Annotated in this window: 11 protein-coding genes; 7 read left to right on the top strand and 4 right to left on the bottom strand. The window is 45.4% G+C overall.

What is annotated here, in order from left to right:
- The first annotated feature begins 5 nt into the window (after positions 1–5).
- A complete protein-coding gene (locus NIES208_RS01400) occupies positions 6–2,993 on the top strand; it encodes a UPF0182 family protein (protein ID WP_075889165.1) in 2,988 nt (995 codons plus the stop codon).
- Here NIES208_RS01400 and NIES208_RS01395 read toward each other — a convergent pair.
- Positions 2,983–4,608: a hypothetical protein gene (locus NIES208_RS01395; protein WP_139324952.1), complete on the bottom strand. Its 1,626-nt coding sequence runs from the start codon at positions 4,606–4,608 to the stop codon at positions 2,983–2,985. The genes NIES208_RS01400 and NIES208_RS01395 overlap by 11 nt on opposite strands.
- Before the next feature lie 291 nt (positions 4,609–4,899).
- On the opposite strand from NIES208_RS01395, the gene NIES208_RS01385 reads away from it, so the two are divergent.
- Complete coding sequence (locus tag NIES208_RS01385; protein WP_075888959.1) at positions 4,900–5,745, top strand: HAD family hydrolase; 846 nt, start codon at positions 4,900–4,902, stop codon at positions 5,743–5,745.
- A gap of 25 nt (positions 5,746–5,770) precedes the next feature.
- On the opposite strand, the gene aroA is transcribed toward NIES208_RS01385, so the two are convergent.
- On the bottom strand, positions 5,771–7,111 hold the full coding sequence (gene aroA, locus NIES208_RS01380) for a 3-phosphoshikimate 1-carboxyvinyltransferase (RefSeq protein ID WP_075888957.1): 1,341 nt from the start codon (positions 7,109–7,111) through the stop codon (positions 5,771–5,773).
- 322 nt (positions 7,112–7,433) lie between these two features.
- Between aroA and NIES208_RS01375 the strand changes: the two genes are divergently transcribed.
- Both NIES208_RS01375 and NIES208_RS01370 read left to right on the top strand, forming a co-directional pair.
- Positions 7,434–8,747 (top strand): DUF4912 domain-containing protein, encoded by a 1,314-nt coding sequence (locus NIES208_RS01375; RefSeq protein ID WP_084176491.1) that lies wholly within the window; start codon positions 7,434–7,436, stop codon positions 8,745–8,747.
- Positions 8,748–8,943: 196 nt separating this feature from the next.
- Positions 8,944–9,570 (top strand): class I SAM-dependent methyltransferase, encoded by a 627-nt coding sequence (locus NIES208_RS01370; protein ID WP_075888955.1) that lies wholly within the window; start codon positions 8,944–8,946, stop codon positions 9,568–9,570.
- 71 nt (positions 9,571–9,641) lie between these two features.
- On the opposite strand, the gene NIES208_RS01365 is transcribed toward NIES208_RS01370, so the two are convergent.
- Positions 9,642–10,079: a hypothetical protein gene (locus NIES208_RS01365; protein ID WP_139324951.1), complete on the bottom strand. Its 438-nt coding sequence runs from the start codon at positions 10,077–10,079 to the stop codon at positions 9,642–9,644.
- 547 nt (positions 10,080–10,626) lie between these two features.
- Here NIES208_RS01365 and NIES208_RS01360 point away from each other — a divergent pair.
- The gene (locus NIES208_RS01360; RefSeq protein WP_216349338.1) at positions 10,627–14,418 is read left to right on the top strand and encodes a response regulator; all 3,792 of its coding nucleotides are present in this window, start codon (positions 10,627–10,629) and stop codon (positions 14,416–14,418) included.
- Between the two features lie 46 nt (positions 14,419–14,464).
- On the opposite strand, the gene NIES208_RS01355 is transcribed toward NIES208_RS01360, so the two are convergent.
- Positions 14,465–15,187, bottom strand: a complete 723-nt coding sequence (locus NIES208_RS01355) for a WecB/TagA/CpsF family glycosyltransferase (RefSeq protein WP_075888949.1) — start codon at positions 15,185–15,187, stop codon at positions 14,465–14,467.
- A gap of 310 nt (positions 15,188–15,497) precedes the next feature.
- Between NIES208_RS01355 and NIES208_RS01350 the strand changes: the two genes are divergently transcribed.
- Both NIES208_RS01350 and NIES208_RS01345 read left to right on the top strand, forming a co-directional pair.
- Positions 15,498–16,439: an isoaspartyl peptidase/L-asparaginase gene (locus tag NIES208_RS01350; RefSeq protein WP_075888947.1), complete on the top strand. Its 942-nt coding sequence runs from the start codon at positions 15,498–15,500 to the stop codon at positions 16,437–16,439.
- A 21-nt stretch (positions 16,440–16,460) separates the two neighbouring features.
- Positions 16,461–17,417 (top strand): ABC transporter permease, encoded by a 957-nt coding sequence (locus tag NIES208_RS01345; RefSeq protein WP_075888945.1) that lies wholly within the window; start codon positions 16,461–16,463, stop codon positions 17,415–17,417.
- Positions 17,418–17,592: the final 175 nt, after the last annotated feature.

The raw sequence follows: 17,592 nt of genomic DNA, 5'->3' as shown, positions 1-17,592 counted from the left end.
GCAACATGGGAAAAAAATGGTTATGGCTAATTTATCTTTGCTCCATTGTCGCCGCAATTTGGGGGATGTCTGGCTTGATGTCAGCATTTTTTGCGGAAAAATTTTGGTTTGACGAAATCGGCTACCAATCTGTTTTCATTAAGCAGGTTTTTACCCGTTTGGGGCTGTGGAGCCTAGGATTTATTGGTTCTTTGGTCTTCATCTGGGTCAATTATCGAGTGGTTGATCGCCAAGATTGGAAAGAACGCCCCGATCAGTCGGGGGAAGATCGCCGCGCTAATGTCCCTCGTCAACCACTGAGATGGTGGCAAAAGATCCTGCCGCAACCGATTCCCTATCACACAAAAATTCCTGAGTCTCCGGCCATTGGCTTCCGTTGGTTGTTGTTGCTCATGCTGGGTTTTGGGCTGTTAATTATTTTAATTTTGTTCCATTATGGTTCGGTTGTCTGGGACACAAGACAGCTTGATTTAAGCTTGCCACTGATTACGCCTGCTTTGCCTGATCCCTTTGCCTTGCGTTCTGTTCGTTCTGTGGTGACGATGCTGGAACAACAACTGTGGCGTATTGGTATTGCTGTTGTTTTATTTGCGTTGGTACTGTGGCGACGGTGGTTTGTTCTGCGGGCGATCGCCGTGATGCTGAGCCTGTGTTTTGGCATGGTATTGGCCAACAATTGGGTGCGGGTGTTGCAGGGGTGGTACGCGACTCCCTTTGCCCAGGTCGATCCGCTTTATGGCAAGGATGTGGGTTTTTATGTATTTAATCTGCCCCTGTGGCAAATCCTTGATTTTTGGTTTGAAGGTCTCTTTCTCTACAGTTTGGTGAGTGTGACCCTCAGTTATTTATTGTCTGGGGATAGTTTTTCCCAGGGGAAATTCCCCGGTTTTAGTCCAGCTCAGCTGCGCCATCTCAATTTACTCACAGGCCTATTATTTCTGGCGGTTGCGGGTCGCCACTGGCTGGTACGTTATGAGTTGCTCTACTCCAAGCTAGGGGTGGTCTATGGTGCTAGTTATACCAATATCACTGTTGATCAGCATGTTGAAACGACTTTAACGCTAATGGCGGTGGCGATCGCCGCGTGGTGTTTGGTGCAATTTTGGCGCTACCCCTACCGCCGTACTGTGTCCATTCGCCGCCAGCAACCCCAAGTTTTAAAAGGCGTTGTCCTCTACATTAGCGTGATGGTCGCGGGGGTCATGCTACAGACCGCAAGCCAACAGCTCATTGTGCAACCGAATGAATTGGCGCGGGAAGAACCTTTCCTCAGACACAGCATTGAATACACCCGTAATGCCTTTGGACTCAATGCCATCGAATCAAAAGTCTTTAACCCAGAAGGTCAACTAACTGCTGCCGACATTGAAAATAACCCCCTAACCATCGACAATATTCGCCTCTGGGATAGTCGGCCAGTTTTACAAACAAATCGTCAGCTCCAGCAAATTCGTTTGTATTATCGCTTTTCTGATGCGGATATTGATCGCTATTCCTTGCAATTACAGCCCGATGTCCCCGCTGCCAAAGAACAAGTGATTATGGCACCGCGGGAACTAGATTATGAAGCTGTCCCCGAACAGGCAAAAACTTGGGTGAACGAGCATTTGGTTTACACCCATGGCTACGGTTTTACCTTAAGTCCGGTCAACAAAGCCGAGCGGACGGGCTTGCCAAAATATTATGTCCAAGATATTGGCGTGGGCGAAGAAGCAGAAGAAGGCAATTTAACGACTTTAACGCCGGAAATTCGTGAGTCAATTCCCATTGGGCAGCCCCGCATTTACTATGGCGAACTGACGAATACCTATGTCATGACCTCCACGAAGGTGCAAGAGTTAGATTATCCTAGCGGCGAAGATAATCGCTACAACACCTACGATGGCAAAGGCGGCATTGCGTTTGGCAATCCATTTAAGCGTCTTTTATTTGCCCGTTACCTAGGAGATTGGCGGATTTTATTTTCCAATGATCTAATTTCTGATACGAAGTTGCTCATGCGTCGCAATATTAATGAGCGGGTTCGGGCGATCGCCCCATTTTTATACTTTGACCGTGACCCTTACCTCGTTGCAGCCGACGTTGGGGAAACTAATGAACTCGGCGATAAAAATTATTTGTATTGGATTTTAGATGCCTACACCACGAGCGATCACTACCCCTATTCCGATCCGGGGGAGAACCGATTTAACTACATTCGCAACTCCGTCAAAGTTGTCATTAATGCCTATAACGGCAACGTCACTTTCTATATCGCCGATGAAAATGATCCGATGATTCGCACTTGGCAAAAGGCATTTCCCAATCTATACCGTTCCTTTGCCGACATGCCAGATGTCTTACGTGAGCATCTCCGCTATCCAACGGATTTATTTAGTGTGCAATCGGAAAGATTATTGAGCTATCACATGCTCGACCCACAGGTTTTTTATAACCGTGAAGATCAATGGGAAATTCCCAAGGAAACTTACGCTAACGAGTCTCAGGCGATCGCCCCCTATTACCTCATCATGCGATTACCCACCGCCGAGTCCGAAGAATTTATCCTCTTGCATCCCTACACTCCTACCAGTCGTCCAAATTTAATTGCATGGTTAGCAGGGCGTTCCGATGGCGACCAATATGGCAAATTATTACTCTACCAATTCCCCAAACAAAAACTAATTTATGGCCCAGATCAAATCGAAGCATTAATTAAACAAGACCCCATTATTTCCCAACAAATATCCCTTTGGGATCGTGAAGGTTCGCGGGCAGTCCAAGGAAATTTACTCGTTATTCCCATTGAACAATCACTACTTTATGTCGAGCCTTTGTACCTAGAAGCTGACGAAAATAGTGTGCCAACTTTAGCGCGGGTTATTGTTGTTTATGACAATCAAATTGTGATGGAAAAGACTCTCCAAGAAGCCCTTGATGTAATTTTTAGAGGGGCAGAATATGAAATCCCTAGTACAACAATTCCATCAATAATTGATCCGACTATTCTTTAAAAGAACTACTCTTGAAATCCTCAAATGTTTTAATTCCACTGAATTTAAACAAATAGACTAAGCGTTTTCTACTAAAAACCGGATCACTGACAACTACTTTAATAAGATCATAAAACCGAGCAATATCAGGATCCTGGATTACATTTACACCAGATGCAATCGACTCAGCATACCCTTCAGGAACACGACGTTTTATATGCCCAATTCGCCAACCAAATCGATTACCATCTGTGCTGTCAATTGACGTATCAATGGGAAGACGAGCTAGAAGAGGATCTGTCAATCCACAGGGATCAATCCAATGGGTATTTGGCTTACTAGATAGAGCATGATTACCCAACAAACCACATCTTATCTGAACATCATCAATCACATTAGGTTCTGTATCCCGCCGCCAATTTGTTACATCTGGGTAATCACGATTTGGAGCTAATAGGCCAAAAGAGAAGGCAGCATTCCCATCTCTGCCATAATAAAAAGCCTGCTCATTATTAATGCCATGGGCATGAATAACACGACTTGATGGCAAACTAATAGAAATAATATTTGCACAACTAAAATAAGCCACCATCACTACTGCAATGAGACTTTTTCTATTAAGCCTTACAAACAAATCACTCAATAGAAATACACTAATATAAAGTGGTATAGCGAAATAGCGGCCAGACATAAAATCACCGCCAATATTGACAATATATAGGCAGTAAAGAATCACGCCAGTCGCAACACTTTTTCTCGTATTATCCTTAAGGAAAAAGATTGTATAAATTGTCGCCGTTACGATCGTTGCCAAAGTAAAAGAATCATAAAGGCTACTGTCATACACATAGAGAAGACCCTGATAAAGGTACTGGATTTTAGGGATATTGGTGCTCAGTTTAGCAAAATAAGTATTTGGGAAGACTGTACCGTAATAGATTAGGGAAAAAAGCAACCAAGAAAATGCTGGTATTCCACCGACTAAAATACCAAGTAAGGATTTTTTTACGCTTTTTGTCTGAAAACAAAGCAGGCTTACAATGGGAGCTAAAATCACGGCATAGTCCATGCGACAAAGAAAGATCAAGCTGCCAATGAAAACGGCTCTGGTAAGACGTATTTCTGGAGTGCTGGACTTTTCTAAAAGTAACAGCATTAGTATGCCAAACAGCAGGAAAGATAGTGGGTTTTCTAATCCTGATGTACTGTAGTCAATGAAAGCTTTCGATGCTATGAGACTCAGTCCTGCTATGGATATTGAATAAATGCTTTTTCGAGAGACATACAACGCAATTCCATAGGCAGCTAGTGCAAATACCATGCTGATGAAAAGGGTTGTAAAAAAAACTTCCCCTGTGATAAATGAAACGAGGGAGAGTAGTAGCATCCATATTGGATGTGTATAACTTTGGGCTCTTTCTCCAATATTGAAAACAAGGCCATATCCATGGGTGAAGTTTAAAACGCTGCGCAGTGTAATCATAGAGTCGTCACACAACCAAGCTGTTTTTATGAGTAAACTACTAAATATTAGAGTTAATAGAAATGAAATATTTAGTGGTTTTAAGTTTGAAAAAAAGTTCGCGGAAATTCTCTTTAAATCAATTTTATTTGTTGTTTTTCTGATGTTTGTCATACTACTGTGCCGTTTTTATATTGGTTAAGTAATCATGAATTATTTAGGTTTATCTTTAAAGGTTTTTTATAGATATTTCCTGGGTTTGATCAAGAATAGTTGATGTTTTTAGGTTGTCAGTTGATCAGGGTTTAGGCAATTTTTGGGGTCTTTGAAATAGCTGACATTTGTTGGCATGATTGGGAAAAGAGATTTTAGTTGGTATTTCGTTTAGGGAAATAGGTGAGTAGCTTAGGAGACTTATAATAGTAATTGTGCTCGTTATTTAAGGATATTACTAGGTCGAATGTTATGCGGGAAACGATCGCCGTCATTTTCGATTTTGATGATACTTTAGCACCGGATAGTACTTCGGGTTTGCTACAAAAGTTAGGAGTCGATGTTGAAATATTTTGGCGTGATGAGGTGGAGCCTCTAATTCGAGATGATTGGGATCCTGTACCGGCATATCTCGTTAAAATGATTCAGAAATCTCGCAGTGGTGAAGTGGAAACGATTACTCAACAAATGCTGGAAGATTGGGGACAAAGATTGCCGTTGCATGTTGGTGTGACTTCGATTTTTCAGCGGATTCGTGACCATGCGAAAAAAATCAATCCTCGTATTTCCATTGAGTTTTATTTGATTAGTAGTGGCATTGAAGATGTACTGCGCCATACACAAATTGCCCATGAGTTTCATGATATTTGGGCTTCAAATTTTTCCTATGACGAAACGGGGGCGATCGCCTACCCGAAGAAAGTGGTGAGCTTTACGGATAAAACGCGCTATATTTTTCACATTAAAAAGGGCTTGTCTGTCGATGCGGTGCGGGGCAAACCCTTTGAGGTAAATCGTAAAATGCCGTCGGGGCGATCGCGTATTCCGCTCAATCAAATGATTTTTGTGGGGGATGGCTATACGGATATTCCTTGTTTTACTCTGGTGCGCAAAGGCGGTGGTATTGCCATTGGAGTTTATGACAATGAGCGGCGCGATCGCTGGGGTCGAGCTTGGGGGTTTGTGGAAGATGGTCGTGTATCGAATCTAGTACCGGCTGATTTTGAGGAAAAACGGGCTTTATCGAATTCCCTGATTATGGCCGTAGAAAGTCTTGCCCAAAAGATTTCTCTCCAGGGCAATATTTATCAGGGCTAAAGATGTTGCTGCCGCTTTCCAAAAACTATGTGATTTCGCAAATATTCGTTAGGGTTTCGACAAAGGTTGGATAGGAAATAGAAGCTGCTTCTGCACGGTGAATCTTTGTTTCGCCCTTGGCATTTAGGGCGGCGATCGCCAAACTCATGGCAATGCGGTGGTCGGTGTAGCTATCCATTTCAGCGCCGTTTAATGTTGCGCCGCCGGTGATTTCTAAACCGTCGGGATGCTCCACAATATGTGCGCCCATTTTGCCCAGCTCTGCCGCCATCACTGCGAGGCGATCGCTCTCTTTAACGCGTAGTTCTGCAGCATCTTTGATCATCGTTGTACCCTCTGCGAAACAAGCGGCCACTGCCAAGATCGGTACCTCATCAATGAGGCGTGGAATAATCTCACCACCAATGGTGCAACCCTTTAAGCGAGAATATTTTATCCGTAAATCCGCAACGGGTTCCCCGGCCACTTCACGGGGATTATCAAGGGTCATATCGGCTCCCATGAGTTGCATCGCTTCAATAATCCCTGTCCGAGTCGGATTAATGCCCACGTTTTCAATGGTTAGATCTGAGTCGGGCACGATCGCCGCCGCCACCATCCAAAAAGCTGCTGAGCTAATATCCCCCGGCACAACGACTTTTTGTCCCACAAGGGTCGGGCGAGGATCAATTGTGACGCTATTCGTTTCGGGATCAATGGCTAACTTAGCGCCAAAGGCGCGCAGCATCCGTTCACTATGGTCGCGGGAAAGGGCTGGCTCCGTCACTGTTGTTGAACCCTCTGCCAGTAAGCCCGCCAGCAAAACACAGGATTTTACTTGGGCTGAGGCGATCGGCGAATGGTAATGAATACCTCTCAGTTGGGAGCCTTTGATGCCGAGGGGTGCTAGGGAACCATCTTTTTTACCCCAAATTTGAGCACCCATCTCCTGTAATGGTTTAACGACGCGGGACATGGGTCTAGATCGCAGAGAACTGTCCCCGGTGACAGCAAAAAATTGCCCAGGTGAAGAGGCCAATAAACCGATCATCAAGCGCATGGTTGTGCCAGAATTGCCCGCATCAAGGACATTGTCTGGTTCTTGGAGATTACCTAAACCAACGCCCTTAACACGAACTTCGGTGGCATTAAGCTCAGAAATTTCTGCGCCCATTGCCGAAAAACAAGCCGCAGTACTGCGAGGGTCTTCCCCTAAAAGTAATCCTTCAATAATTGTCTCCCCTTCGGCGATCGCCCCGAGCATGAGTGCACGGTGAGAAATCGACTTGTCACCGGGAATTGTGACAGTGCCTTGGAGACTCAAGCCAGACTCTGGCGGCGTAATCACAAGCTGCTGATGGGGAGAAATTGTGTCTAGACGAATCATGGTTACTCTGCACTGCAAATGAGCGATGTCATATTACCGAATTTCCCTAAACATTGACTATTCACAATGGTAAATATCATATTTGAACCAGTATTTTGTTAAGCAAAAACACTTATCAGAATCACAAAAGTCAAGATTGCATGACATAAAGGCAGCCTGAAACAACGCAGAATCATTAAATGTCATGGAAAGCAGACTTATAGGGGATCCATCATTCACGTTCTTTGTTACAACATTTGTAGGCAGGCGATCGCCGTGCGTCGAAGCTAACAATAATTTCGTCATCGATAACCAACTAGAAGCGCAACGGAGGAGCAATCAAATGACCATGGCCAATAGCAATGGATTCGAAGAAAACTTCGAAGAGATGACCCTAAGGCAGCTGCGCAAAGTGGCAAGTAGACTCAATATCAGTCGCTATAGCCGTATGCGCAAGGATCAACTCCTTGCTGAAGTAAAGCAAAAAGCGAACTACAACACCAACCCCATAGCCGCAAAAGCACCAACAGAAGAAACAGCAAATCCCGTCAATCGTGAAGAGGAGGAAACCCTAGTGGAAGCAGCAAAATTTGAGATCGGTCAAGACAATCCTGTTGAGGAAGATCTAGCCACTGCTGATGAAGATCTCGGTGATCTTCCCGGTGGTTACGGCCAAAGTCGTATTGTTTTGCTGCCCCGCGATCCTCAATGGGCTTACGCTTACTGGGATATCCCCAACGACCACAAGCAATATCTCCGCAACCAAGGAGGTCAGCAAATTGCTTTACGTCTCTATGACGTTACTGATCTTGATCTCAACCACCAAGCCCCCCATAACGTTCAGGAATATCTCTGTGATGAAATGGCTCGGGAATGGTATTTCCCTATTCCGGTCAGCGATCGCGACTACATTCTCGATATTGGTTACCGTTGTGCCGATGGTCGTTGGTTAAGCCTCGCTAAATCTGCACCGATCCGTGTTCCTCCCGTTTACCCCAGCGACTGGGTTGAGGACATTTTCGTCACCGTAAATTGGGAAGAAGATCTTCAAGGCAAGACCGTTTACAATCTTGTACCGCCCGCTAAGAAGCAAGCAGAAGCAGCGGCAGCAGCAGCGGCGGCAGCAGCAGCAGAGAGCAATCCTATTTACGACGAAATCTTTGGTGATTTACAGTCCCTCGAAGCACAACGTATTGCGGGTTCTCTCTATGGTTCTATGCAACATGTTGCGGGTTCTGTACCACCCCAAGAGTCCCTCAGTTCCTATGTTTTCCCCTCTGGTATGGGCATGTGGGCTGTGCCGAATGCGTCTGGTCTCAGCAATGTTTCTGGCCTCAATATGTCCGGTGCTGGTTTTGCTTCTATGCCGCCCGCCCGTCCCCGCAAGTTCTGGCTCGTTGCTGATGCTGAGCTGATTGTTTACGGTGCGACGGAGCCTGATGCAACGGTGACTATTGGTGGTCAGCCGATTAAGCTCAATCCCGATGGGACTTTCCGCTTCCAGATGTCTTTCCAAGACGGCAATATTGATTACCCCATTGTTGCGGTTGCGGCAGATGGTGAGCAAACTCGTTCTGTTCACATGACCTTCGATAGAGCGACTCCTTCTCGTAATACCAATACGAAAGAAGATGCTGTAGAAGAATGGTTTGCTTAATCGCTTCCTAATTTCCAGTTTCACGTAAAAGGTCTATTGTCTCTTCGGTGCGCCGGGGAGATTTTTTGTTGGGTTTGCTTCTCTAAACGGGTAATTGCCCGCACTATGGCTTTTGCGCTAAATCGTGACAGGTTGTGGCGATAAATGCGTTAAAAAATAAGTCAGGTTAAAAACAGATTAGTTGAGGAATGTGGAAATGAGGGGCGATCGCCTTTTTGAGAGAAAACGAAGCTTTTTTGATCGTTGGGCACCGAACTACGACATTTTGTTGACGACACCTTTTTATCAGGCTGTCCATAAAAGAATGCTGGAATATACGGATTTTCCAGAGGATGGGTATGTGCTCGATCTCGGTTGTGGCACGGGTAAATTGTTTAAACGTTTAGGTGGCCTTTATCCTGATCTAACGGGAGTGGGTTTGGATTTATCGCCGGAAATGTTGCGACAGGCGAGAGAGAAAAATCAATGGGGCGATCGCCTCACCTTTACCCTCGGCAACGCAGAATCACAGCCTTTTGCAGACAATACATTTGATGCTGCCTTTAACACAATTAGCTTTTTGCACTACCCAAATCCCCAGAAAGTTCTAGGGGAAATGGCGCGGGTTTTAAAACCGGAAGGCAAATTTTATTTAGCGGACTATGGCAAGGGTGAATTATTCCAGGGCAGTGGGTCGCCTTTTTCACCGGGTGGTATTCGGTTTTATTCTCGCCAAGAACGTACTGAAATGGGCAATGCAGTTGGTTTAGAAACCGTGCGCCATGAATATTTGATGTTTGGCGTGCTGTTAACCATTTGGCAAAAACCTGACCTTTCTAATTAAGCAAAAAAATGGCGATCGCCAGAGATTATTGACCTCAAGAATGGCATTACTCTCAACAAGAGCTGATCGAACTAAAACCCTGTGTCAGTTTGCGGTGCATCACTGCGGGTGACTTGGGTTTGCCAAAAGGTATGGCGCACAGGACAGTTTGCTTGGTTTTTGGCGTTAACGATATCCCATTCGAGATTGGCAGTGTATTGATCAACAAATTCAATCGTGATATCACCCTCACAGCGAGTCTGCCCAATGCCCATCACCGTAAATTTTCCCTCAAGGCGATCGCCTGCCTCACAGCCCGACGTTTTAAAAACGCGAGCTAAGTTAATTGTGCCGCTATAGACCCTATTGCCAAACTCTGTTTTGACCTGTTCCAGCTGGCGATCGCCCCGACAAAGATTTTCTAGATCTTGAATCGTTGTACGGTTAGACTGCCATGGCAAAGCCTGCATTCCCGACGAGACAAAACCCATCGCCAACCAAATACCCACTGTGACAAATCCCGTTTTCATAGCCCCTATAGCCCCACTCAAAATACCACTGAACAAAGTATGCCCGAATTTCGCAAAAGAAACGAAAGCAGAAGATAAATCGATCACTTTAGATTAAAAAAAACTGCTTTTCTCGCAACCAGCATCAGAGCAATAGATTTTTCCTTGTCCAGTTAAAATACACATTTTTTTCTGAAGTAAATACCACATCAACTTTTTTTATCCCTTCATCATCGTTCATTACTCCTTTGACAGAAACCTAGCAGATACCCTTGATAACCACTGTAGAGTAATTGTATTCAAAGCCTTCTCCGAGCACCATATTCCTTAAGGAAAACCGAAGATTCAAGCAATAGAAGCAAAACAAAAGAAGATATATATAATATTATTATCTTGATTGAATTACATTAAACTAAAGCCTCCACAATTGACTAACTTTCGTCTAGTTCTCTGTTTATCAAAAAATGTGTATTGATCCCTTACTGAGATGGAGAAAATGTCATTCTAGATAGATATTTTAAGGTTATTTTCATAAAGAATGGATAGTGTGCAACAGATCCAACAGAAAATGAGATCCATCTTCCCAAGACAACCTTGGTTATTATTACTTCTGGCCGCCTGTGCCTACCTTGGAAATGTTTGCAATCTTAACTTGTTTTTTGGGATTGATTTTTTATTTGGTTCCATTGCGGTTTGGCTTGTCTTATTTATCTATGGGCCATTTTGGGCGATTATAACTGGATGCCTTGCTAGTAGTTATACCTATACGCTGTGGCATCATCCCTATGCCGTTGTAATCTTTACCGCCGAAGTTTTATTTGTTAGCTATTTATGGCAAAAAAATCGCCAAAATATCGTTGGTTATAATGCGGTCTACTGGCTATGTTTGGGGATCCCATTGGTTTTGATTTCCTATGGTTATCTGTTGCCTATGGATTGGCAAAGTACTTGGATGATTGCATTGAAACAAGCTGTGAATGGTATTTTCAATGTGGAAATTAGCAGTCTGATCATTACTTATATTCCTTTAAAAAAGGTTTTTTTTGACGAAGAAAATAAATCAAAATCTTCCCTTCAGCAAGTTATTTTCAATGTTTTAATTGCCTTTGTTTTGTTTTCTCTCTTAACTCAAATGGTGCTCTATGCAAATGAGAGATTTGACAAAATTACTCAAGAGGTTGAGCAAGTTTTAGTGCAATCTAGTCAAGGTCTAATGGAGGAGCTACGCCTGTCAGAAAATCAATATCTCTTGCCGTTAAATTATCTTGTGGAGTTGATCGCTCGGGGAGGTCTAGGGTCAGAAAATGTGGCGATCGCCATGGAAAGTCTGCAAACGTTGTTGCCTGAGCTGGACAGAATTAAGCTCTTTGACCAAAATGGGTCACTTCTTATGCAGCAAAGCCGTGACTCCTCACCGGAGCAGCAGGGGGGGATGATCCATGAGAGTATTCGTTTGAAATTTGAGGAGGCTCTCCAAACAGGCGATCCGGTGGCCGCTATTGAAAAAAAAGACGGGACTTTGCATTTGGATTACTATTTCCCACTGCCAGAGCGTCAAGGGGCAGTTTATGCAGAGATCAATGTCAATGTTTTAAATACTTTTTTACGGACTGAACTACGGGGACTGGGCATTGATCGGTTGCGGGCATTCATTGTCGATCGCCCAGCTCAGCAAATTATTGCGGATTCTGATGGACTGATGGCAGTGGGACAGCCTTGGACGGGTTTAGGGGAGCGGGATAATCAGCCGCTGTCTGAGGGGGTTTCTTTGTCGTTGCTGCCGATAGAACATGGGGTTCCTGCCATGAGTCGTTGGCGGCAGTCCGTTGGCGTGATTAATAGTCCTGTGCGTGATACTTTGTTGCCCGTCGATTTGTGGGTGACGCTTGATATTGCGCCCTACATCGAAGAGCTGGAAGTTCACTATATTCGCAGTCTTTCTCTCGTTTGGATTTTATTGTTGGCGACGGTGGTGACTGCTTTTTGGGTGAGTCGCTGGCTGGGTACGCCGCTGAATCGTCTGAGTGCAATGACGGCGAATGTGCAGGATCGATTTCAGCATGATCAGCAAATTATTTTGCCGGAGAGTCAGATTTTTGAGTTTGCTAATCTTAGTCACAATTTTCAGGTGATGTTAAATGTGCTGCAGGCGCAGTTTGAATCGATTCGGCATAATGCGGCTAGTTTAGAGGGGCAGGTCGAGATTCGCACGAATGATCTCTATGAACAGGTACAAAAACGCCATGCAACGGAGAAAAAACTTCGACAGAGTGAAGAGCGTTATGGGTTGGCGATCGCCGCCACCAATGATGGCATCTGGGATATTAATTTAGATTCCCACCATGTTTATTATTCTCCTGCGTGGATGAGGATTATTGGTTACGAAGATCAGCCTTTGCCCCATGTATATGAAACCTGGTCACGGCGGGTACATCCTGATGATCTGGCGATCGCCGAAGCCACCTTGCAAAAACACCTTGCGGGAAAAACGCCCCTGTACGAATCCACCCACCGCATTTTGCATCGTGATGGCGAGTACCGTTGGGTGTACAACAAAGCTAAATGTCTTCGCAACGAACGGGGTCTACCGTTTCGGATTGTCGGCACCATGACAGACATTACCGAGAAAATAGCCGCCGATAATCAACTTAAACTTGCCAAGGAAGAAGCCGAACAAGCGAACCGTACCAAAAGTGAATTTCTTGCCACCATGAGCCATGAAATTCGAACACCGATGAATGCCGTCATTGTTATGACCGGATTATTGCTCGATACCAAATTAAAACCCCAGCAAAAGGAATTTGTCGAAATTATTCGCAATAGTGGCAATAATCTTTTAGCAATTATTAATGACATTTTAGATTTTTCGAAAATTGAATCGGGGAAATTAGAGCTCGAAACTCAACCCTTTCAGGTACGCCAATGCATTGAAGAATGCCTTGATATTGTCGCGCCCCGTGCCAGCAAAAAATCCCTACACCTTGCCTATGTCATGGATGATCACCTCGCGCCTTGGGTGATTGGTGACATCACGCGTCTGCGGCAAATTTTAGTGAATCTTTTGGGCAATGCAGTCAAATTTACCGATCAAGGGGAAATTGCCATTTTCGTTCAGGCTAATGCTTGTGGTGTGGGAGCGCGGCGATCGCAGCTATTGACCTTTGCCGTCTTAGACACAGGCATCGGTATTCCGCCAGAGCGAATGGACAGACTGTTCCAGTCCTTTAGTCAAGTGGATGCTTCAACAACAAGACATTACGGTGGTACTGGTTTAGGACTTGCCATTAGTCAGCGTTTGGCCAAGGCCATGGGTGGCACAATTTGGGTAGAAAGCCACGGCAGTAGTGCTGGCGAAAAAGCAGAAGCTATACGCCCTTTACAGTTAGAGGGATATGATTTTGACCGTGTCCAAACGGTGTTCTATTGTCAGCTGCCTTTGGAAATTGCCCCAGACGAGGGTCTACCAGAGCAACAACCGCAGCTTACCGTCAGCAAACAATTGCTCAAAAAATCAGCGTTGATTCTGCATCCCAATCATTTTGTGTGCCGTAGTCTGGCTGCTCATCTGGCATATTTTGCTGTCCGTAGCCACATCGCCACTTCTCTAGCTGATGCCTTAATGCAAATGGATTCTGGTGAATTATCTGTTGATGTTTTCTTGATGGGTCATTGGGCGATGGAGGAGGATGAGTTACAGGCTCTCCAAAAGATTCGAGAGCGATATCCAAGGCTACCTGTTGTTTTGTTAAATGGCATTGGACAACAGCCAAGTGAGACATCCTTGTCCCAAGATAATTTTACGATTATTCTCAATCAACCTATTAAACGATCACAGCTGTATGGCAGTCTGATGTCGATGTTTACTCAGAAATCAAGTGCGTCGGACATGGCATCTCAACGGGGGCAGTTATCGGTCTTTGATCAGAGCTTTGGTGGCACTCATCCCCTAAAGATTTTGCTGGTGGAAGACAATGTCGTCAATCAAAAGGTGGCGCTTAATGTGCTAAAGCGATTGGGCTATAAAGCTGATGTGGCGGCAAATGGTTTAGAGGCGATTTGTGCTGTGGAGATTAGTGGCTATGACGTGATTTTTATGGATGTGCAAATGCCTGAAATGGATGGCTTAGAGGCGACTAGGGTGATCAAAGAACGTTGGCAATCTATTCATTTAACGGCTCCGCTGCCAATAATTATTGCGATGACAGCCAATGCGATGGCCGGCGATCGCCAAGCTTGCCTAGAAGCTGGTATGGATGAATACCTCAGTAAGCCCATTAAAATTCCAGCTTTAGTGACGGTGTTAGAACAAGCTGCCCAAACCCTTCAAAGGTTGCAACCTATGTCCGTTGAAAACAGTTAGCGACAAAAATAAAAAGGATTAAAAATCTGGTTGCCGGGTTGAGTCACTAGGACCAGAGCGATCGCCAGACAAACTGCGGAATTGCGAGCATCCGTCGCCAGCGGGAAGGCTCTTGCAAGAGGCGATAAAGCCATTCAAGGTGCAGCTGTTGCCAAAGTTTAGGAGCACGTTGTTTCAGGCCAGACCACACATCAAAACTCCCCCCCAAACCGAGCCATGTACTGTGGGGACAGAGATGACGATGGTGGCGGATCCAAAATTCCTGTTTTGGTACACCGAGACAGGTGAAAATCAACTGAGGCTGTAAATCTTGAAGTGTGATTTGCCATGCCTGCTCTGTTTCGGGGGTGAGATAGCCGTGTTGGGTGGTGATATGTAGCTGGGGATAATGTCGCAGCCATTTGTCTTTTGCCTTGTCGGCAACACCCGGTGCACCGCCAAAAAAAACCACTTGCCAATGATTTTTTGCCGCCCTTGCCAGCATGGCTTCTGCTAGCTCGATACCCGGAAAACGCGCTTGATTTTTGCCCTTAAGCTTGAGATAAAAAACCACCCCTGCACCGTCAGGAATCACCAAATCCGCCTGCTTGATCACCGTGGCGATCGCCGGATCCCGCTGGGTCATCATGGCAATTTCAGCATTTAGAGTGACAACATGAGTTCCTTCGCCCGCACAAATGCGGTTCGTCAACCATTGGGGATAGTCTCCGTGGAGATGAACAGGAATTTCAAAAACCGGCAGACTGGGCAATGCGTCAGTGGTCAACATAGACGGTTGGGTAGAGAACTCGTAAGAATGAGTCACAACGAACGACAAAATAGGGGGTTGGTTAAATATATGTCACACTTTACAGCGTTCAACTCTCCATTGTGTGAATTTTTTGTGGGATGACGGGAATTTTGATCCCGAAAAATCTAGGTTTCAGCTCTTAAGGTTGCAGGGGACTGGGGCGATCGCCCGGAGTGAATTGCTAGATGTTATAAAAATTTGAGTCTCGATCAATCACTGTCTTTAAGGCAAGGTTTAACGTGATATCGTTGCACACGGATATGAGCGATTATTACTGAGGCTAAAAAACATGGGTGTCCGACCAAAACTCATTATTCACGGTGGAGCCGGCAGCTCCCTAAAAGGGAAAGGTGGTTTAACTGCAGTACGTGAATCCCTCCATCGGATTGTCACCGCAGTTTATGACTTTTTAGAAAAGGGTGGTAGTGCCGTTGAGGCCGTAATTTTAGGCGCAAAACTCATGGAAGATGAGCCTCGGTTTAATGCCGGTACAGGATCGGTGTTGCAGTCGGACGGACAAATTCGCATGAGTGCCTCCCTCATGGATGGTTCAGCCCAAAAATTTAGTGGTGTCATTAATGTGAGTCGTATCAAAAATCCTATCGAAGTGGCGCAGGTTCTCCAGACGGAAACGGATCGTGTGTTATCAGATCTTGGGGCGGCGGAAATGGTGCGCGAATTACAAATGCCTATTCATAACCCCCTCACCGATTTGCGGCTCCATGAATGGCTGGCTGAGCGCCAAGGAAATTTCAGGAGCAGTATGGCGGGTGTTGTCGCTGAAGATGAAATGGCGAGTACGGCGCGGCGCGGCACAATTGGGGTAGTTGCTCTCGATCAAGACGGCAAGGTGGCTGCTGCAACTTCCACTGGTGGTAAAGGGCTAGAGCGTATTGGTCGGGTGAGTGATTCGGCTATGCCTGCGGGAAATTATGCGACAACTGTGGCGGGTGTGAGTTGCACAGGCATTGGGGAAGACATTATTGATGAATGTTTGGCCGCAAAAATTGTGATTCGGGTGACAGATGGCATGACTCTAGCTGAGGCGATGCAAAAGTCCATTGATGAATCTACAAAAAATCAGCGGGATCTCGGTGCCATTTCCCTTGATGTCCAAGGCAATATTGTGTGGGGCAAAACTAGTGAAGTTCTACTGGCGGCCTACCATGATGGTGATGCTGTTGGCGATACGCTGGAATGGCACATTGAACCGGGTGTTGGTTCTGTGTGATGAGTACCGTAGGGGTTTTAAATGATTCGTTTTATTTTGAAAAAACTGGCGATCGCCGTCCCGACGTTACTAGCCATTAGCTTTGTGATTTTCACCATTTTGGCCTTAGCGCCCGGTGACCCGATGAGTGAATTTGCCACAAATCCGGCCATCACCCCAGAGGTGCGGGAAGCGATTCGGCGATCGCTGGGTTTAGATCAGCCCTTTTATATTCGGTATGTGAAATGGCTCTGGGCGTTATGCCAAGGAGATCTCGGCTATTCCTTTACCAGTCGTAGCCCCGTGTTGGGTTTAATTTTGCAACGTTTGCCCACTACGCTCTGGGTGGTGGGGATTTCCTACGCGGTCAGTGCGGCGATCGCCTTTCCCTTGGGGATTATCTCAGCCATGCGCCGCAACTCTCTACTGGATCAACTGGCGACAACCTTTGCCTTTCTGGGCTATTCTCTGCCGACATTTTTTACCGGACTATTATTCATCATTATTTTTAGTGTGTGGCTGAAATGGTTGCCCTTTATTTATAACAGCACATTAGAAATCACGAATTTACAAACCCTATGGCAGCAGATCCAGCAGTCGATGATGCCCATTGTTGTGTTGGCGTTGTACCAGTCGGCCGTTTTGACGCGCTTCATTCGCAATGCCATCCTCGAAGAATTACCCCAAGACTATATCCGCACCGCCTACGCCAAGGGTTTAACAGAATTTGCTGTCCTCAGAAAACACATTCTCCGCAATGCTTTAATTCCCGTGGTCACATTAATGGCCATTGATATGCCCTCAATTTTTACGGGGGCGTTAATTACCGAACAAATTTTTCGGGTTCCGGGTATTGGCGCTCTGTTAATTGAGTCAATTAACCGCAATGACACGCCTGTGATTATGGGTATTACGATTATCTATGCGTTTTTGGTGGTGATTTTTAATGGGATCGCTGACCTCAGCTATGCTCTCCTTGACCCCCGTGTTTCTCGCTGAATCTGGGAATGCTGCCCAATGAAAAGTTTGCAAAATCAAAGATGCCTGATGTCTGAATTTTTGTGGCGATCGCCTATGGATTTAGCCATCGAGAACAAACAGAAAATAAATATTGATATTTAACGTGAGTTTTGCTTAAGCATGCTCGGAAGTACGACGCGGTGAATGGGAGAGC

Source organism: [Limnothrix rosea] IAM M-220, assembly GCF_001904615.1.
Classification (GTDB): Bacteria; Cyanobacteriota; Cyanobacteriia; order Cyanobacteriales; family MRBY01; genus MRBY01.
Note: the sequence above shows the minus strand (reverse complement) of the source record. Positions and strands in the feature narration are given on the sequence as shown.